18 protein-coding genes are annotated in these 18,410 nt (G+C 71.9%); 7 read left to right on the top strand and 11 right to left on the bottom strand.

Annotated elements, in window-relative coordinates:
- Positions 1 to 23: 23 nt before the first annotated feature.
- Genes MZC64_RS43440 through MZC64_RS43430 form a run of 3 tightly spaced genes read right to left on the bottom strand, consistent with a single transcriptional unit; the run spans position 24 to position 2,439 of the window.
- Entirely contained in the window at positions 24 to 476 is a 453-nt protein-coding gene (locus MZC64_RS43440) for a hypothetical protein (protein WP_247765276.1), read from the bottom strand.
- Positions 473 to 1,249 (bottom strand): hypothetical protein, encoded by a 777-nt coding sequence (locus MZC64_RS43435; RefSeq protein WP_247765277.1) that lies wholly within the window; start codon positions 1,247 to 1,249, stop codon positions 473 to 475. Before MZC64_RS43435 ends, MZC64_RS43440 begins: the two co-directional genes overlap by 4 nt.
- Before the next feature lie 11 nt (positions 1,250 to 1,260).
- Positions 1,261 to 2,439 carry a PA2928 family protein gene (locus MZC64_RS43430; protein WP_247765278.1) on the bottom strand — a complete coding sequence of 393 codons (1,179 nt, stop codon included), beginning with the start codon at positions 2,437 to 2,439 and terminating at the stop codon, positions 1,261 to 1,263.
- Between the two features lie 134 nt (positions 2,440 to 2,573).
- Between MZC64_RS43430 and MZC64_RS43425 the strand changes: the two genes are divergently transcribed.
- Genes MZC64_RS43425 through MZC64_RS43405 form a run of 5 tightly spaced genes read left to right on the top strand, consistent with a single transcriptional unit; the run spans position 2,574 to position 7,900 of the window.
- On the top strand, positions 2,574 to 3,794 hold the full coding sequence (locus MZC64_RS43425; RefSeq protein WP_247765279.1) for a hypothetical protein: 1,221 nt from the start codon (positions 2,574 to 2,576) through the stop codon (positions 3,792 to 3,794).
- Entirely contained in the window at positions 3,791 to 4,723 is a 933-nt protein-coding gene (locus tag MZC64_RS43420) for a hypothetical protein (RefSeq protein ID WP_247765280.1), read from the top strand. The genes MZC64_RS43425 and MZC64_RS43420 overlap by 4 nt, the downstream gene beginning before the upstream one ends.
- The gene (locus MZC64_RS43415; RefSeq protein WP_247765281.1) at positions 4,720 to 6,369 is read left to right on the top strand and encodes a tetratricopeptide repeat protein; all 1,650 of its coding nucleotides are present in this window, start codon (positions 4,720 to 4,722) and stop codon (positions 6,367 to 6,369) included. The genes MZC64_RS43420 and MZC64_RS43415 overlap by 4 nt, the downstream gene beginning before the upstream one ends.
- A complete protein-coding gene (locus tag MZC64_RS43410; protein WP_247765282.1) occupies positions 6,366 to 7,439 on the top strand; it encodes a CHAT domain-containing protein in 1,074 nt (357 codons plus the stop codon). The genes MZC64_RS43415 and MZC64_RS43410 overlap by 4 nt, the downstream gene beginning before the upstream one ends.
- A gap of 23 nt (positions 7,440 to 7,462) precedes the next feature.
- Entirely contained in the window at positions 7,463 to 7,900 is a 438-nt protein-coding gene (locus tag MZC64_RS43405) for a PH domain-containing protein (protein ID WP_247765283.1), read from the top strand.
- On the opposite strand, the gene MZC64_RS43400 is transcribed toward MZC64_RS43405, so the two are convergent.
- From MZC64_RS43400 to folP, 5 genes are all read right to left on the bottom strand, one after another.
- Positions 7,890 to 8,093 (bottom strand): hypothetical protein, encoded by a 204-nt coding sequence (locus MZC64_RS43400; protein WP_247765284.1) that lies wholly within the window; start codon positions 8,091 to 8,093, stop codon positions 7,890 to 7,892. The two genes, MZC64_RS43405 and MZC64_RS43400, sit on opposite strands and share 11 nt — an antisense overlap.
- A gap of 56 nt (positions 8,094 to 8,149) precedes the next feature.
- Entirely contained in the window at positions 8,150 to 9,646 is a 1,497-nt protein-coding gene (locus tag MZC64_RS43395; RefSeq protein WP_247765285.1) for an FGGY-family carbohydrate kinase, read from the bottom strand.
- A gap of 8 nt (positions 9,647 to 9,654) precedes the next feature.
- The gene (locus tag MZC64_RS43390) at positions 9,655 to 9,828 is read right to left on the bottom strand and encodes a hypothetical protein (RefSeq protein ID WP_247765286.1); all 174 of its coding nucleotides are present in this window, start codon (positions 9,826 to 9,828) and stop codon (positions 9,655 to 9,657) included.
- Positions 9,829 to 9,900: 72 nt separating this feature from the next.
- On the bottom strand, positions 9,901 to 10,545 hold the full coding sequence (locus MZC64_RS43385) for a nitroreductase family protein (protein ID WP_247765287.1): 645 nt from the start codon (positions 10,543 to 10,545) through the stop codon (positions 9,901 to 9,903).
- An 11-nt stretch (positions 10,546 to 10,556) separates the two neighbouring features.
- Positions 10,557 to 11,357, bottom strand: coding sequence for a dihydropteroate synthase (gene folP, locus MZC64_RS43380; RefSeq protein WP_247797788.1), 801 nt, complete (start codon positions 11,355 to 11,357; stop codon positions 10,557 to 10,559).
- Positions 11,358 to 11,909: 552 nt separating this feature from the next.
- Here folP and MZC64_RS43375 point away from each other — a divergent pair.
- On the top strand, positions 11,910 to 12,887 hold the full coding sequence (locus MZC64_RS43375; RefSeq protein WP_247765299.1) for a GGDEF domain-containing protein: 978 nt from the start codon (positions 11,910 to 11,912) through the stop codon (positions 12,885 to 12,887).
- 144 nt (positions 12,888 to 13,031) lie between these two features.
- Here MZC64_RS43375 and MZC64_RS43370 read toward each other — a convergent pair whose 3' ends face one another.
- Both MZC64_RS43370 and MZC64_RS43365 read right to left on the bottom strand, forming a co-directional pair.
- Positions 13,032 to 14,264, bottom strand: coding sequence for a glycosyltransferase (locus MZC64_RS43370; RefSeq protein ID WP_247765300.1), 1,233 nt, complete (start codon positions 14,262 to 14,264; stop codon positions 13,032 to 13,034).
- A 125-nt stretch (positions 14,265 to 14,389) separates the two neighbouring features.
- On the bottom strand, positions 14,390 to 15,424 hold the full coding sequence (locus MZC64_RS43365) for an LLM class flavin-dependent oxidoreductase (protein WP_247765301.1): 1,035 nt from the start codon (positions 15,422 to 15,424) through the stop codon (positions 14,390 to 14,392).
- A 56-nt stretch (positions 15,425 to 15,480) separates the two neighbouring features.
- Here MZC64_RS43365 and MZC64_RS43360 point away from each other — a divergent pair, with 56 nt between their 5' ends.
- Positions 15,481 to 17,085 (top strand): FAD-dependent oxidoreductase, encoded by a 1,605-nt coding sequence (locus MZC64_RS43360; RefSeq protein ID WP_247765302.1) that lies wholly within the window; start codon positions 15,481 to 15,483, stop codon positions 17,083 to 17,085.
- Here MZC64_RS43360 and MZC64_RS43355 read toward each other — a convergent pair.
- Positions 17,018 to 18,406 (bottom strand): family 43 glycosylhydrolase, encoded by a 1,389-nt coding sequence (locus tag MZC64_RS43355; protein WP_247765303.1) that lies wholly within the window; start codon positions 18,404 to 18,406, stop codon positions 17,018 to 17,020. The genes MZC64_RS43360 and MZC64_RS43355 overlap by 68 nt on opposite strands.
- Between the last annotated feature and the right edge of the window lie 4 nt (positions 18,407 to 18,410).

Genomic DNA, 18,410 nt, shown 5'->3' with positions numbered 1-18,410 from the left:
CGCGCCGGTCGCTTGCCTCGGGGTCAGGACAGTTCCCGGATTTCCCAGCCCCAGTCGCTGATCGTCTCTCGCCCGTTGTGCTCGGCCAGCACGATGACCTCCATCCCCAGCGGGTTCGGGCCGAAGTGGATCTCCACCCGGCTGCTGAAGTCCGGGCGGATCCCCGAGTGGTACTCCAGCACGTCGACCTCGCCCTTGAGCAGCTGCTCGAACTGGGGTGTGCTGAGCCCGCGGGACACCTTGGCCACTGCCTGCTCGCAGCTCTCGGCGTTCGCCCTGGCCTGGAACTTGGTCAGGGCGGCGCCGGAGAGCAACCGGCAGGCCGTCGGGGAGTTGACCGCGACGGCGCGGAAGAACTCGTACACGGTGGCGCCGCTGGACCGGAGATTGGCCGCGCAGCCCTTGAAGATCAGCACGATCACCCCGACGGTCACCAGCCCGGCCGCGATCCGGGTCAGGACCTGCTGCGCCGTCATGACTGGGCCGGTACCAGGACGACCACCTCGGACTCGTCGTGGGCCAGGTAGCGCACCCGGACCACCGCGCCCGGCTGGGCGTGCGCGACCATCTCCGGCGAGAGCGTCTTCTCCTGCACCAGGTCGAAGCTGCTGCCGTCCGGCCTGGTCACCCGCATGCCCAGGGACACCACCGCACGGTTGCCGCGGATCTCGCCGGTGGGGGCCATGGACAGCACCACCGCCTGGGTTTCCTGGCCCTGCTGGGCGATCTGCAGCTGCCGGGGGGTCACCAGGCCCTTGGCCAGGCGGATCTGGTCGAGCACCTGCTGGAGTTCGGCCGGGGGCGCGTCGGTGGCCAGCACGACCTTGTCGTTCCCTGGCAGGTAGCGCACCGGCAGCAGGCTGCCGGGCTGCACCGCGGGCATGTCGATCAGGTCCACCATCTGTTTGGCCACGGCGCGGAAGGACCGGCCGTCCTGGGTGTCCACATCCAGGGTGATCAGCATCTGCGGCTGGTCGTTGACGGACAATCCGGTGCGGGACAACGCGACCACCGTGCCCATGCCGATCGGCGCACCCCGGTAGGCGGCCGGGATCTTCCCGCCGAAGCCGGAGTTCTCCAGCGCCGAGCTGACCCGGAACAGCATCGGAACCACGGTCAGGGCGCAGATCGGGCCGGCGAGGAAGCCGTTGAGCCAGGGCATCGGGCCCGCACCGGTGAGGCCCTCCTGGATGTAGAAGAAGGTGGCGACCAGGCCGACCGCGGCGATGAGCCAGGCGAGGATCTTCATGTCTGGTCCTTTCAGAGGGAGGGGTTGCCGAAGAAGTCGATGTAGCCGAGGTAGAACCAGTTGATCTGCCCGTCCAGGCCGACCGTGGCGACGCCGTCGCCGAGGACGCTGTCCGCACCGTCGGCGAAGAGCAGCGTGCGCTTGCCGGGGCTGGTCAGGGCGCGGATCGAGCTGGGGCCGATCGGGTGGGTCGCGACGATCTGGCCGGTCTGCACGGACACCACGCTCACCGCGTAGTTCGCGGAGTTGAGGTCGCGGAGGTGGTGCACCACCACCAGTCCGGCGGGTGTGCCTGCTGCCGGACTGGTGATGTTGTCCGGGAAGCCCTTGCCCTCGATCTCGCCAGGCGGCGGGGTGAGCGGCAGGCTGCCCTTGTGGAAGACGGCCTCGCCGATCGGCGTGCCGCCACTGTTCCCGGTGCGGCGGACCAGGCTCAGGCCGGGCACGTCCTCCCGCGGGATCAGCTCCACCTTCTCCCGCCCGGCGAGCACCCCGTGGCTGGAACTGGCACCGCTGGTGCTGTCGGAGCCGGGACGCTGGGGGCTGAGCTTGCCCCGCCAGGCCCTGGCCAGCTCCGGCGGCGCCGGGGCCGCGACCACGGTGTCCAGTGGAATGGTGCGCAGGCCGCCGTCGGCGCTCATGGCCACGATCGAGGTGGACGAGGCGTCATAGCCGTAGGCGGCGCTGGAGGTCACCGGGTTCGGCAGGCCCTGGATGTCGCCGTCGCGGGCCAGGATCTCGCCGCTGGCAAGGTCCAGGATCACCAGGCCGCCGTCGGTGGCCACATAGGCGTTACGGGCGCCCGCGGTGATCACCTTGGCCTGCCAGCTCGGCATGTCGGAGAGCTGCGTGTCCCACAGCCGCCGCCCGGTGTCCAGTTCGACGGCGAACAGCCGCACCTGGAAGGTGTCCTGGGTGAGCATCTGGAACAGGCCCCGGCTGCCGCTGCGCCGGTAGGGCACCAGCGCGATCTCCTTCTCCGCCACCGTGGCGAACCCGACCCCCTTCTGCGGGGCGGTGCTCACGTACGGCGAGGCGAAGTAGGACATGCCGAAGACCATGAATCCGATGAACGAGAACAGGACCAGCACGAAGATCCCGCCGGCTCGCTTCCGCCTGCGGAGGCCGCGCTGCACCTCATAGGGTCCGGGCGCCGCCCACACGTACCCGGCCTGGCTGCTGTCCTTCATCGGGCTGCTCCTCTCGTCATGGGAGAAGCTTCGAGCCCGGGCGCCGGCTACCGATCACAACTTTGCCGCCATCGGCTGGACCGTCGCCGTCAGCCCCTAGGCTTGCCGGTATGGGGATGGGGATGGTGACAACGGTGTCCCGGGGGCAGGTGCTCACTCAGGCCTGGGCGGAGCTGGGTCCGGCGGTGGCGCCGCTGAGCAACGGCCTTGGCCGTCCGCTGGTGCGCACGGAGAAGCTGATCCTGGACCCGCTGGTGCTGCGGCCGACGCACAATCCGCGCTTCGCCGGGGTCTCGGTGCGCGCCGAGCACGCCGAGGAGCTGCGCGCGGTGCTGGCCGCGGCCGGACCGGCGCTGGTGGCCACCGCGGGCTGGTTCACCCTGCTCAAGAAGGCGCGGCGGCGAGCCAAGATCACCGAGGGCAACCCGCAGGACCTGTACTTCCAGCGGTGCTACGAGCTGGCCACCGAGTACGGCGCCCCGGACACCCGGCCGGACGCCGACCGGATCGCCACCGGCACCATCGCCGAGATCCACCAGCCCGGCGGCCGGCTCACCGTCACCGAGTTGCGCGAGTTCGTGCGTACGCACGCCCCCGAGCTGACCGCGCTGCTCAGCCGGACCTGGCCCGCGCCCCGGCAACGCACCGCACCCGCTGCCCGGCCCGCCGATTTCCTGGCCACCAGCGCCGATGCCCCGGATGCCACGCTGTTCGCCACGCTGGTGCGCGATCGCGCGGGCACGCACGAGTCGGCCGAGGTGGAGCGGCCGGGGGTGGCGCTGGGCTACGGGCTCACCGACCACGAGCGGCTGATCCCGCCCGCGCTGGGCAGCACCGCGTCCAAGAAACAGCTGCCCAAACCACTGGACCGCTCGATCCTGGAACGCCTCTTCGCCGCCTTCACCAGCGCCTACCACCGGGAGGCGATGGCCGAGGTGCCCGCGTTGGTACGACAGGAGATCCACCGCTGCGCGCAGCCCTGGCAGCTGGCCGAGGAGGTCAGCCGGGTGGTGCTGGTGCTGGGCCGGGACGCCACCGACGGCCTGGACGCCGACGGTCCGGCCGCCCCCGGCGCGGCCACCCGGCTGCGGGCCCGCTGGCAACGCGAGGCGTACGTGCGGCGGGTGCAGCGACTGCCCGCGGCCGAGGTGCCTGCTCGCTCGCGCGCGGACGTTTTTGGGGTGCGCCAAGCCTATCTGCGTCGGTTGTGGGTGCGGTTGCACGGCCGGGAGCTGCGTGCTGAGGAGGTCACCGCCGAACAGGTGTGGGATCTGCTGGACGGGGTGCTGCGCTCGGTGATCATGGACCAGCGGGACCAGCTGCGCGCGGCGCTGACCAGGGCGGGTGCGGCATGACCCATCCCGAGCAGACCGCGCTGGTGGAGGCCGCGGGCGCGCTGGTGTCCTGGGACCTGCTGGGCGCACCGGATCCGGTCACCGAGGTGCACGCGCCCGACCGCGCCGCCGCCTGGCGGTGGGAACTGGCCGAGCCCGCGGTGCTGGCCGCCGTGCACCGGCTGGCCTGCCTGAACTGGGCCCGGTCCTGGTGGCCTGCCTCCAGTGTCGCCGGGGTGCCGCCGCTGCACCCGGCGTTGCTGGCCGCCGAGCACGCGCTGGCCACGCACGCGGTCAGCCACCTGCTCGACGACGAGCACGCCACCGACCGCGCACTGTCCGGCTTGCTGCCACTCCCGCTGGAAGCCTTGTCCGCCAACGAAACCCTGCACGCCGAGGCACTCGCGCTGGCCGGGCGGCTGGCCGGACTGGCCGAGGACTTCGGCGTCCAGGCGCCCGCACCGGCGGCCCTGGCCCGGCGGGATGACTACGCGCTCGCCGCCAGTGGCGGTGGCACGCCTGATGGCCTGGTGGTGCAACGGGGTTCCGCGCCGGTGGACTGGTCGCTGGTGCCCGCGGGCGCGGTGGACGCGGTCGCCGAGGCGAGCTGGATCATCCTGCGCCGCAACGGGATCTCCGTGCTGGAAGCCTCCATCCCACCCAGCCCCGGCGGCTTCCCACCGCGGCTGGCCGCGCGGTTCGGGCCGGTCAAACTGGACCTGGAACCCACCCCGAGCGGCGAGCTGACCGGCTCGATTCCGTTGCCCGCCAACGTATTGCTGCTGCCCGCCGACCAGCGGGTGCTCACCGTGTACGCGCCGGAGTTCGCCGAACCCACTCCCCCGGATCCGGCCGCCCCGGCCCGCCGCGCCGCACTGGTGCGGTTTGCCTTGGGCCGCTTGGATGATCCGGCCGCCACCCTGACCGAACGCGCCGGGCGACTGCTGTGACCACTCCCGCCGGACCACGCTGGCAGAAGTGGAAGAAGCTGCACAACAAGGGCGCGCTGCAGGCCGGCCGGGGCAACCTGGCGGCGGCGAACCGGTTGGTGCGCAAGGCATACGAGCTGACCCTGACCGCACCCGATGATCCCGAGGCACTGGCCAGGCGGGCCCAGACGCTGATCAACCTGGCCGGTCTCGCCGAGGGCCAGGAGGCGATCGACCTGGTCAACACCGCGATCGAGCTGACCCACGAGTGCGAGGCCCTGGTAGGCGATGAGTTCGGCACGGTGTCCTTGCGCGCCACCCTGTTCGCCGTGCGCGCGATGACCGTGCTCAACACCGGCGAATGGCAGGAACCGCTCGCCGACCTGCGGCGGTCACTGGACCTGGAACCGGCCAACGACACCGCGCAGCCCGTGCTCGGCAACCTGCTCACCTGGCTGGTCCAGCTGGCCCACGCCTTGCGCCACCACGCCGATTTCACCCAGGCCCGGCAGGTGCTCGACGCCGGACTTGATGCCATCACCTGGTTCCCGCTCCCCCAGGAACAGGGCCAGGCCGCCTTCCTGAGCACCAGGGCCTCCGTGCTGGCCGCCGCCGGTGACTACGCCGAGGCCGCCGCCGACGCCGAGCAGGCCCTGACCCTGGCCGAGCGGTCCGCGCCGACACTGATCCCGAACGTGCACCAGGCGCTGGCCGATATCGCCGACGGCACCGGGGATCAGGTCACCGCCGTGGAACACCTGCACCTGGCCCGGGAGTTGTTCGCCGCGATCGGCGAGGGCGACGGCGAGGCGGTCGCGCTGAACAGCCTCGGCAGGCTCGCCCACCTGGCCGGCCGGGACGAGGAAGCGCTGACGCACTACACCGCGGCGGCGCGGCTGGGCACCGATCCCTGGCACCGGGTGGTCAGCCAGTTCGGCCGCGCGGCCATCGCGGTCACCCAGTCCCGCCCGCGGGAGACCTTGCGGCTGCTGGCCGATGTGCCGGTGGACTCGCCGCGGATCCTGTCGGGGGTGTTGTCGGTGCGCGGCAACGCCTATGAGTCGCTGGCCGAGTTCGCCAAGGCCGACGAGTGCCTGGACCAGGCGCGGGCGCTGTGCGTGGACAACGGCATGTGGCACATGGCGCTGACCCTGGACTCCTGGCGCTCGGGCGCCCTGCACCGCCGCGCCGCGCACGGCGTGCCCCCGGCGGAGCTGGTCGCCCCCGCGCTGGACCTGGCCCTGCCCGCCGCGCTGGCCGCCGAGGCCGCCCGCCGCCGCTTCCGCGCCGGTCCGATGCGGGAACGCTGGATCGCGCAGGCCGCCGCCCCGGCCACCAAGGCCGCCCTGGTCGCCATCGGCGCCACCCTGGACGAACAGCTGATCGTGGCCTACCTGGACCACCTGGCCGCTGCGGTGTCCCTGCCCGGCCAGTCCGCCGAACCCGCCGAGATCGACCACTCCGCGCTGCTGTCCCTGCCCACCCCGCAGGATCTGGCCCTGGTCGCCGCGGGCGAGGGCGAGCCGCTGCCGGTGCCGGAACTGCTGCTGCCGCCCCGGGTCCGGGCCAACACCGCGGTGCCCTCGCCGCTGGATCCGTGGCTGGACCTGGCCGAGCAGCGCTACGGCATCCAGGTGCGCTCGGCGGAGGTGGTGCGCTCGTGGTGACCACCGTCCAGGTGACCTACGTCGACGCGGGCGAGCTGTACATCAGCTGGCGCTGGGAACACGATCCGGAGCATCCCCGTGCGCTGATCCTGCCCAGGGACCGGGTCGGCCCGCCACTGGCCGAACTGGCCGCGGCGCTGCCCACCCCGCGTCCCGGCGAGTCCGCGCACCAGGCGCTGACCAGGGCGCTGGCCCACGGCGCGCTGACCGACCGGGACCGTGAACGCGCGCTGTCCTGGCAGCTGACCGGCGTGCTCTTCCCGTCCCAGCTGGGCCGGGAGCTGCACGCGGCGCACCAGCGGGGCCCGCTGCACGTGCGCATCCAGCCGTCCCCGTCCACCGCCCAGGTGCCCTGGGAATCGCTGCGGATGGAAGAGGAGGAACGCTTCGTGCACACCGCGAAGGTCTCCATCCTCACCCCGGCCACCGTGCGCAACGCCGTCGCCCGCCGGGTCTCCCCCGGCGCCGGACCGGTGGCCGCGGTGGTGGACCCGCCCACCCCGCTCGGCCGGGTCCTCGGCCAGGTGCCGGAATCCCTTGCGGCACTGGAGGTCCTGGACCGCGACACACTGCGCCCGGCGCTGGCCGAGGCGGGCCGGTTCCTCTACGTCGGCCACGTCACCACCGCCGCGCACGCCCTGGACGCCCGCCTGCACCTGGCCCAGGGCCCGGTCACCGCCGCCGACCTGCTCGGCTGGCGGATCCCCAACCGCACCGCCCTGATCGCCTGCGAGAGCGGCGGCGACCATCGCTACGCCGAGCCCTCCGGCCTGGTCGCCGCGCTGGTGCACGGCGGGGCCGAGTACGTGACCGCCACCCGCTGGGTTCTGCCCACCGACGCAGGTCTGACCCGGCTGTTCCCCGGCTTCCGGCCGCCGGCCCAGGGCGTGCTGAGCGCGGCGGTGCTGGCCGTGCACGAGGCCCAGGAGCAGCCGGATCCCGTTGCGGCGCTCAATGCCTGGCAACGCACCCAGGCCGAGGGCTGGGACTCGACCGGGGCGCCGGAGCTGACCCCGCTGGTGTGGGGGGCCTTCGGCGTCGCGCACGCACCCGCGCCACCAGGAGCGTAGGCGGGACCTGCGAGAATGCCGATATGACTGGGGAACTTGGCGCGGTTCGGGTGTGGCGGGTGCGGTGGTGGGTCCGCCTGCTGACGGTGGTGCTGCCGGTGGCACTGGCGCCGTTCCTGCTGGTGCCCTCGCTGCTGCCCAACCCGGACTGGCAGCAGCACGGCATGCCCGCCGAGGAGTGGTTCTGGGTCGGGGTGCTCTACCTGGGCCTGGGGCTGGCGGCCTGGTCGGCCTTCCGCGCGCGCATCGAACTGGCCGACGGGCGGGTGCGGGTGGTCAATCCCTGGGGGACGCGGGTGTTCCCGGTCGCCGAGGTGGCCGAGGTCCAGGAAGGGTCCAGGGGTGTGGAGTTCGTGCTGACCTCGGGCCGGGTGGTGGCCGCCTTCGCGGTGCAGTGCACGGCCGCCCACCGCGGTCCGGAACCGCGCTGGGTCGAGGTGGCCAGGGCGGTCAGTCCCTGACCTTCTTGTTGAACCAGCCCATCGAGTTGGCCGCCACCGCGGCACCGATCATGACCACGATGGGCAGGGTGCGGGCCAGGAACGCGCCCGCGTCCAGGGAGATCATCAACGCCAGGGTGCAGCCGCCCAGCGCCAGCAGCACCAGGGTGCCCAGGGCGAGACGGGCTTTGGAGATGTTCGGGTCCATGGCCATGGCGCCCAGTCTCACCCGGGTGTGCCACCGCCGATGAGGTGATTTTTACCAGCACCTCACTGCGCGCCGGACTCGCGCTGCCGCCGGGCCAGGAAGTGCGCGGTGTCCATAGTGGACGGATAAAGCCGCAGGTAGTGCTCGTGGTACTCCGCGTACAGCTCCGCCCGCGCCGGATCCACGGACACGGTGTGCGCCAACGGATTCCACCGCCCCGGATCCACCTCCTCGCCCAGCGCGCCCGCCGCCAGCATCGCGTCGCCGAGGCAGGCGCCCATGGTGTGCCGAGGCACCTCCTGGGCATACCCGGTGACATCGCTGACGATCTGGGTCCACAGCGAGCCCTGCGCGCCACCGCCCACCGCGACCAGCCGCCGGGCCTGGCCACCGGCGGCGGCCAGTGCGGCCAGGTTGTGCCGGACGCCGTGCGCGACACCCTCCAGCGCGGCCCGGTACAGCTCGGCGCGACCGTGCCGCAGGGTGAGTCCGGCGATGATCCCGCGCGCGTCCGGGTCGAAGATCGGGGTGCGCTCACCGGCGAAGTAGGGCAGCACCAGCAGTCCGTTGCTGCCCGCGGGCACCCGGGCGGCCTCCTCGACCAGGGTGCCGAACTCGCCGCCGACCAGGCCGCGCAGCCAGTCGGTGATGGTGCCGGAGGTGGCCATCCCGGCCGCCAGGCTGTACGTGCCGGGGAAGACGCCCCGGGTGGTCCACAGTTCCGGCGCGGGCGCGGGCCGCTCGGGCACCTGGACGAGGAACAGCGTGCTGCCGTACATAATCATGGTGTCGCCGGGGTCGCGGACGCCGACGCTGGTGGCCTCGGCCCAGGCGTCCACCGTGCCCGCGGTGACCGGAATCCCTTGCGGCAGCCCGGTTTCGCGCGCCGCCTCGGCAGTGATCCCGCCCGCGATCTCGGTGGGCCACAACAACTCCGGCAGTGGCAGCCCTGGTGCGACCAGCTCGGCCCAGTCCCGGGCCCAGTCGGCGGCGTGCAGGTCGTAGAGCGGGTCGCACTGGCTGGCCGAGTGGTGGTCCAGCACGAACCGGCCGGTGAGCCGGTGCACCAGGTAGGAACTGGCCATGAACCACAGCTCGGTGCGCCGGTGGATCTCCGGCTCTTGCTCGGCCACCCAGCGGATCTTGGGCCCGACGGCCTGGCTGGACAGCGCGGTGCCGCCACGAGCCAGGATCCGCTGCTCCCCCAGCTCGGCGTTGAGCGCGGCGATCTGTTCGGTGGCCCTGGTGTCCACGCCGTAGAGGATCGCCGGCCGCAGCGGGCGCCCGGCGCCGTCGGCGGGCAGGTAACAGGGCCCGATGCCGCTGACCGCGACCGCGGCCACCGGCTCCTCGGCCTGGCCGAGCAGTTCCCGGGTGAGCGCGAGGAAATCGGCCCACCACACCGCGTCAGCGTCGTGCTCGAACCAGCCGGGCCGGGGCGTGGCCAGGGCGTGCGCCCGGCTCGCCCGCGCCAGCACCCGGCCATCCCGGCTGGTCAGCACACCTTTGGCACTCGACGTCCCGATATCGACGCCGAGCACGATTCCCGAAGCACCCACCGCGCCGGTCAGGACTCCCGGCTCAGGTCGACCCCGTGCTCCCCGGCCAGCCGTTTCAGATTGGCCAGATCGGCCTCATGCAGATCGGCGCGGTGTTCATCGCCGTCTGCCCGCGCGGCCTGGACGGCCGCCTCGGCCTGCGCCACTCGCTGGAGGATGTTCGCCGTGAACTCACTTGCCACGTCTGCTGCCCCTGACCTGCTCAACCGTTCCCGGAACCTGCGACTTCATCATGCCCCTGGCCGCCGACATTTTCACCAGCGGTCGTAGTGCAGCACCTCGGCCAACGGCTGGCGGGCGGCCCGGCGGAAGTCCGTGCCGACAGCGTAGGCGGTCGGGATCAGCGCTGCCTGGCGGATATCGGACGGCAGGCCGAGCAGCCCGGCGATCTCCGTCTCGTACTCCAGGTGCAACGTGGTCCAGGCACTGCCGAGGCCACGGGCCCGCGCGGCCAGCATGTAACTCCACGCCGCGGGCAGGATCGAGCCCCACAGCCCCGCCTGGTTGCCCTCGGCCAGCGCGGGCGCGCGCAGGCACGGGATGACCAGCACCGGCACCTGTCCCATCTTCTCCCCGAGGTAGGCCACGCTGCTGCCCACCTTGGTCTGCACCTTGGCCCGGTCCGGGTCCTCGGCGAAGAGCTTGCCCGCCGCCCCGCCCGATTCCAGGTAGCTCGCCACCGCGAGGCGGTAGTACTCGCCAATCGCGGCCCGCTGCTCCCGATCAGTCACCACCACCCAGTGCCAGCCCTGCCGATTGCTGCCCGACGGCGCCTGCAACGCGATCTCCAGGCATTCCTCGATCAGTTCCCTCGGCACTGGTCGTTCCAGGTCAAGCCGCTTGCGCACCGAGCGGGTGGTGGTCAGCAACTCGTCGGGCGTGAGGTCCAGGATGGCCACGCGACCTGCCTTCAGCTCAGCGGAGCCGCTGCCCGGTTGGCCAACAGCGTGGCCACGGTATCGAGCACCGTCCGAGTGCGCGCGACCTGGTGCGCCCGGAACACCGCGGCCCCCGAGTACGCCGCGATGGCGGTGGCCGCCAGGGTCCCGTCCACCCGCCCCGCCAACGGCACGCCCAGGGTCTCCCCGATGAAATCCTTGTTGGACAACGCCATCAACACCGGCCACCCGGTGTTCACCAGCTCGTCCGCCCGGCGCAGTAGTTCCAGCCCATGCCAGGTGTTCTTCCCGAAGTCATGCGTAGGGTCGATCAGGATCCCCGCCCGCGGAACCCCTTGCCGCACCAGCGATTCCGCCCGCGAGGTGGTCTCCGCGATCACCTCACCCACAATGTCGGTGAACCGCACCCGAAACGGCCGATGCCGAGGTGTGAGCCCACCGGTGTGCGAACACACAAACCCAGCCCCGAACTCCGCCGCCACCTCAACCAGAGCGGGATCCGCCACCGCCCAGGTGTCATTGACCAGATCCGCCCCCTCGGCACAGGCCACCCGCGCGACCTCAGCCCGCCAGGTGTCAATACTGATCACCACGTCGGGGAAAGCCGCCCGCACCGCCACCAGAAACGGCACCGTCCGGGCAATCTCCTCCGCCACCCCCACCTCGGTCCCCGGCCCAGCCTTGACCCCACCGATATCGATGATGTCGGCCCCCTCAGCCACCGCCTTGGCCACCGAAGCCATCGCCGCCCCATCGGCGAAGTTCGCACCCCCGTCATAAAACGAATCCGGCGTCCGATTGATGATCGCCATGATCATCGCGCCCTCGCGCCCCACCCACCGACCACGAAAGCTGAACTCCACCACCCCCCAGGTCTATCACACCCCCCACCCCCGAGTGTTGGCCGTTATGGACGGCGAGTTGGCCGTTATGGACGGCGAGTTGGCCGTTGTAGACGGCGAGTTGGCCCAACTGGTACGCCGAGTTGGCACAAGTGGGCGTGCCAGTTGGCCCAAGTGGTACGAGAGCGGGGTTCGAGCCCTCGGAGCCACGCTGGAACCGGCCCCGGCAGCACACTCAGCCCCGCAACCTGCTCATGCCGGCTTTTGATCTGCCCCGCCGCCTGTTCGGGCTTCGCCCGGTCGCGGCGGCCCATGGCGTACAACAACGGCCAACGTGGCGTCCCACAACCGCCAACACCCCGTACGACAACGGCCAACACTCGGTATGGGGTGACCTCACCCGGTTGGGTGATCACTCGGTGGAACCGGGATTCACCCGCTCACGCATGAGCCCCTTGCCCACAGGAGCTGGTACAAACACCCCACCGAGTGCTGATCACCAAACGGAGGGCTTGCACAGTCATGACCGCGCCCGGTTCGAGCGCCGATCCTGTGGACCCGGCCTGCCACTCCTGTGGCCACGCCGCCACCGACCGCCTCACCGGTCTGCTTGACCGCTGGGGCTGGGACGAGCGGGCACCGGCCGAACTCGCCCAGGCCGCCGCGGCGCGGGATTCGTTGGCGTTGCTGGTCATCGACATCGATCGGTTCAAACAGTTCAACGACCGGTTCGGGCACATCGCGGGCGACGCGGTGATCAAGGCCGTGGCGGACACCGTGCGGCGCTCCACCCGGGAGTCCGATGTGCTCGGCCGGTATGGCGGGCATGGTGGGGACGAGTTCCTGGTGCTGTTGCGCCAGACCGACGCGGCCGAGGCGCTCTCGGTGGCGCATCGGATCCGGACCGGGGTGCGGGAGATCGCGGTGGACGCGCCCAGCACCGACGGCGGGATCATCCGGCTGGACCGGGTCACCACCTCCATCGGGGTGTGTGCCAAGGTGCCGCGGCCCGAGGACGACCTGACCTCCTACGTGGTGGCCGCGGACGCCGCGCTCCAGGTGGCCAAGCAGGCCGGCCGGGATCGGATCCGGCTGGCCGACGAGTCGCGCACGCCGTTGCCGGTGCCGCTGGGTCGGCACCGCGCGGCCGCCCGGCCCGCCATCCGGCGGTTCGTGCCGGTGCTCATCGGACTGGGTTCCGCGCTGGCCGCCTTCGCCTACATCGTGGTCTTCGCCCCGCCCGGCGAGCGGGAGGAACCGGCGATGGCGGCCGCGCAGCTCGCGCCGATCGCCACCGCCGCGCCGTCCACCGAGACCACGATCATCGTGGTGACCACGGTGATCGCGCCGCCGCCCGCGCCCCCGCAGCGGCCCGATGCCAAGCCCGCCACCGCGAAGAAGAAGCTCACCGGCAAGCCCGCGCCGACCACCACCACCGAGCAGAAACCCCTGGTCGACGTCTGCCAGATCATGCGCCAGGTAGTCGGCCGGATCTGCTAGCCAGCCCCCGCCACTGTGTTGGCCGTTGTGGACGGCGAGTTGGGCCAACCCGTACGCCGACTTTGCCCAAGCGGGCGTACCAGTTGGCCCAAGCGGTACCAGTTCGGCCAAGGCTGTGTACGACAACGGCCAACACGGCGCGCGTTATGGGCGGGGCTGCTGGGTCTCGGCCAGCAGCAGTTGCGCTGCGACCTGGGTGCCGTCGGTGCGGACCTGCTTCGCGATCTTCCTGCCCCGCTCGGCGATCTCCGGCTGCAGCACGAACTCCAGTGCCGTCACCAGTGATTCCGCCGTGGGCGCCCCGGGCGCGTGCGCGAAGCCGATGCCCAGGGCTTGCACCCGCTCGGCGAGGTAGTGCTGGTCGTAGAGCTGCGGCACGATCACCTGCGGGGTGCCGGAGCGGGTGACCGCGGTGCTGGTGCCGGAACCGCCGTGGTGCACCACCGCCGCGACCCGCGGGAACAGCGCGTCGTAGTTGACCTCGCCGACGGACAGGCAGTCCGGCGCGTCCTCGATCAGCTCCACATCGGCCCAGCCGCGGGAGACGATCGCCCGCCGCCCCACCGCGCGGGCCGCCTTGAGCACCTCCTGGCCCAGGTCACCGGGTGCGGGCATGCTGCCGAAGCCGAAGAAGACCGGCGGCTCGCCCGCGTCCAGGAACTCGGTCAGCTCCGGTGGCAGCGGCCGCTCGTCCGGCATGCTCCACGCGCCGGTCTGCACCACGTCCAGTTCGGCGGGCCGCTGCCAGGGCGCCAGGGTCGGGTCGGCGGCCAGCCAGGGCTGCTCGGTGAACATGTAGCCGCGGACATCGGTGACCGGGGACAGGCCGAGTTCCGCGCGGTGGGTGTTGAGTGCCTCGCCCCAGCCCGCGTTCAGGAATTCCGCGTTCTGTGCCCAGAGTTCGGCGAATTGCGCCGGATCCTCGGGCGGTTTCTGCCCGAGGCTGCCCAATGGGGCCGGTCCGTGGTGCGGCGAGGGCAGGGTGTTCGGGCAGAAGGTGACATAGACGTAGCGGATTCCCAGGTGTTCGGCCACCGAGGCGGCCGCGATCTGCAGCGCCGACCAGGCCACGATCACATCGCACCCGCGCGCCGCCTCGCCGAGTGCGGCGAACTGATCGCGGACCGTGCCTTCCATCAACTGCTTGCGCTGCTCGGCGGTTGGCGGGACCTGCGGCTTCCCCGGGTCGGGCCGGGCGCTGTGCCGCAGCGTCGGCCCGACCGGGGTGAACGGGATCCCGAGCGAGCCGATCCACTCGCCGAAGTCCGGCGGCGCGACAATCCGCACCTCCTGCCCGAGTTCGCGCAATGTCAGCGCCAGTGCGACCACCGGTTGCACATCGCCGCGCGACCCGATTGTCGACAGCAGAACCCGCATGGCAAATCCCCTTGGTAATCGCGAACGCGCACCAGCCGGCGCACGTGGCGAAATTGTGGACCGCCACCGGGGCCTTGCCGCAAGCCCCCCACCCCGCTATAACTTGAAAGTGGAGCGCAGCGCTATCAGTCCGTGAACTCCTTCCGGACCAGCGGCAGCACCTCGGTCCCGAGCAGTTCGATCGCCTTCATCACGTGCTCGTGCGGCACCCCGGACCAGTCCATCTGCATCGCGTACCGGTTCGCGCCAACCAGCTTGCCAACACTGATGATCCGCTCCGCCACCTGCTCCGGACTACCGGTGAACAGCGCGTTCGCGTTCTCGGTGTACCCGTCGTAGTCGGCCCTGGTGGGCACCGCCCAGCCCCGCGCCCGCGCGCCGTACTTCATCGTCTGCAGCCAGTACGGGTAGAAAATGTCCTTGGCGTCCTGCGAACGCGGCGCGATGAACCCGATCGCGCCCATGGTCACGTGCAGATCCTCCGGCGCGTGCTCGGCGGCCGCCCCAGCCCGCCGGTACAGGTCCACCAGCGGCGCGAACCGTTCCGGCTGGCCGCCGATCACCGCGTACACCACGGGCAGGCCGAGCACGCCCGCGCGGATCGAGGACTCCGGGTTGCCGCCGGTGCCCACGGAGATGCGCAGCCGCCTACCGTACGGTCGGGGCAGCACTCGCACGTTCTCCAGCCGGGTGCGGTGCTTGCCGGACCAGGTCAGCGGGTCCTCGCGGTCGATGCGCAGCAGCAGCGCCAGCTTCTCCTCGAACAACTCGTCGTAGTCGCCGAGGTCCGCGCCAAAGAGCGGGAAGGACTCGGTGAACGAGCCGCGACCGGCCAGCAGTTCGGCGCGGCCGTGACTGAGCTGGTCCAGCGTGGTGAACTGCTGGTAGACCCGGACCGGGTCCTCGGTGCTGAGCACGGTGACCGCGGAGCTGAGCGTGATGTGCTCGGTGACACTGGCCGCCGCGGCCAGCACGGTGGCCGGGTTGGAGATCGCGTACTGGTCCAGGTGGTGCTCACCCAGACCGTAGAAGGACAGGCCCAGCTCGTCCGCCAGCTTGATCCGCTCCAGCTGGTTGGCCAGGGCCCGTGCCACGGAGACCTGCTCGCCCGTCACCGGATCGGGGCTGCGGTCGCCGAAGCTGTAGATACCGAGTTCCATGGGCACTACAACGCCGGGCCCGCACGATCCGATACCCGGCGGACGAGGGCGAGGACATGAGCGAGAGCACGGACGTGGTGGTGATCGGCTCGGGCGCGGCCGGGCTGTGCGCGGCACTGGCCGCGGCGGTCGGCGGGGCCAGGGTGACCGTGCTGGAGGGCAGTCCGCACTGGGGCGGCACCACCGCGGTCTCCGGTGGTCAGGCGTGGGTGCCGGACAACCACCGGATGGCCGCGTTCGGCGTGGCCGACGACCGGGCGGACGCGCTGACCTACCTGCTGGGCCGCACCGCGGGCCGGGAACCCGAGCTGGCCACCGCGTTCGTGGACGCGGCGCCGCGGATGGCCCGGTTCGTCGAGGCGCACAGCCCGATCGAGTTCACACCGATGAGCACCCCGGACTCCTTCGCCGAGGCCCCCGGCGGCAAACCCGGGGGGCGCAACATCGAGGTGGCGCCGGTCGAACTGGGTGGGCTGGGCCGGGCGGACGACCTGTTCTGGCCGGCTGCCTTCCCGATGGTGCTGACGAACGAGGAGATCGCCGGGCTCGGCCTGATGACCGGCGGACAGCTGCCCCAGGGCCTGATCGAGTACCGGATGACCACCGGCCAGGTCACCCTGGGCCAGGGCCTGATCGCCGGACTGCTGCACGGGTGTCAGGCAGCCGGCGTCCAACTGCGGAAGGGGCAGCCGGTCTCCGGACTCCGGCTCGACGGCGACTGGGTGACCGGGGTGCGCACGCCCTACGGCGAACTCGGCGCGGACGCGGTGATCCTGGCCTGCGGCGGCTTCGAGCACGATGCCGGCCTGGCCGAGCGGCTGCTGCACGGCCCCTACCTGCACCCGGTCTCGCCACCGGTCAACCGGGGCGCGGCGATCCGGCTGGCGGCCCAGGCAGGCGCGGCGTTCGCGCACCTGGGTGAGGCGTGGAGCTGGCCGGTACGCCAGGGTTCGACCTGGGCGGACGGCTCGCCGCGGCCGGAACTGGTGCTGTCCGAACGGATGCTGCCGCATGTCATCTGGGTCAACCAGGCCGGACGGCGGTTCGTCAACGAGTCCAGTCACAACGTCGCACTCGCCTTCGCCGAAGCCGATCCGGTCACCGGCCTGCCGCGCAACCTGCCCGCCTGGGCCATCGCCGACGCGCACTTCCGCGCCCGCTACCCCTTCGCCGGGGCCTACCCCGGCCAGCCGCTGCCCGCGCACGTCCGCCAGGCCGACACCCTGCCCGAACTGGCCGACCAGCTCGGCATCCCGGCCGCCACGCTGACCGCCACCGTCACCGAGTTCAACACACACGCGGCCCAGGGCGCCGATCCCGCGTTCGCTCGTGGCGCCTTCGCCTACGACCGCCACGGCGGCGACCCGGGCGCACCACACCCCAACCTCGGCCCGCTCACCGAACCCCCGTTCCTCGCCATGCCGGTGCAGGCCGGGCTGGTCGGCACCAAGGGCGGGCCTCGGGTGGACGCGCACGCCAGGGTCTTGCGCTGGGACGATTCGCCGATCACCGGCCTCTACGCCGCGGGCAACGCGATGGCCGCCGCGATCGGCCCCGGCACGGTGTCCGCGGGCGCCACCATCGGCTCCGCGCTCACCTGGGGCTGGCTAGCGGGCGCAACGACATCCGGTCCACATCGCACACCAGCCGCGCCCCGGTGAGATCGGTCGCGCACACCCCGAGGAAGCCGCGCGAGACCGGCAGCGGCGGGCCGATCCCGGTCCAGGTCCCGCCGTCGGCGGAGGCGGTGAAACGCAGCTCGCCGTGCTGGATCAGGGCGCGCAGCCAGACCGGTCCACTCGGCCAGGGCAGCGGGTCGGCCGGGGCAGCCAGCTGACCGTTTTCGCTGGTCAGGACGGCGAGGCAGCGGCCGATCCGCTCGTGGTGGGTGAGGTGCAGCCAGTGCCAGCGGGTGTGGTCGGTGTAGTGGATCAGCCCGGCCAGCTGCTGGAAATGCGTGGGCTGGGCGTCGAGCACGGCGCTGAACTCGCAGTCCTGGTGCTGGTGGCGGGCGAGCAGGCTGACCCGGTGGCGGCTGGCCGGGGACTCGTCCGCGCGCAGCCGCAGCCAGCCGGGGCGTTCGCGGAGCGAGAGCCAGCCGGGGTCGGGCGGGCGGCGCACGGACTGCCAGCAGAAGGCGAGTTCGGTGGCGTCGAAGTCGTCGACCAAGTGGGCCGGATCAGGTGCGGTGGGACTGATCCGCGGCCGCTGTGCACCGACCCGCGGCCACCCGTCACCTGCCCAATCCACCGCCCGCACAACGGTTTCCGGCCCCAGCGCGCACCCGTCCGCCGGCCACGCCGTCAGCCACCACTCCCCCGCCCGGCCCTCGACCAGGCACCCCGGCCCGCCGCCGGCCACCAGCGCGCCGTGCGGATCCGGGTGGAACGGCCCGGTCAGGTGCGGCGACCTGGCCACCGCGATTCCTTCGGCCACCAGGTAGTACCAGCCCGCCCGCCGGTGCAGCCGGGCGCCTCGGTCACCCCCGCGCACCGGATGCGCCCGCCCGGTCAGCCGCCGCGCGCCGCGATCGAACTCCTGCGCCCAGGTTCCGCCGGAGGAGTCCCGGCCCGGCCGGTGGTCCCACTCGGCCCACAACAGGTAGGACCGCCCTGACTCGTGGTAGAGCGACGGATGGAAACCCTTGGCGTGCAACAACTCCGGCGGCGACCAGGGGCCATGTGGCGACGGCGCCCGCACGTGGAAGATCGGCGAATCGGCGAAGCCGTGCTCGCCCGCGGAGAGCGCCGTGCTGTACAGCAGGTGGTACACACCGTCCACATAGGACAGGTCAGGTCCACGCAGGACACCGGACTCCGGCAGCTCGACCTGCTCCAGCGGATGCGGGAGTTGTTCCCAGCGCGCCAGGTCCGGGGAGCGGAAAAGCAGGACGCCGGGATAGAAGCCGCCGGTGGCGATGGCGGCCAGATACTCGCCGTCGGCCTGGATGATCGACGGGTGGTCGCGCTGGTTCGTGGTCATCGGC

Origin of the sequence: Crossiella sp. S99.2, from assembly GCF_023094165.1 — a bacterium.
In the GTDB taxonomy this organism is placed as follows: Bacteria; Actinomycetota; Actinomycetes; order Mycobacteriales; family Pseudonocardiaceae; genus Crossiella.
Note: the sequence above shows the minus strand (reverse complement) of the source record. Positions and strands in the feature narration are given on the sequence as shown.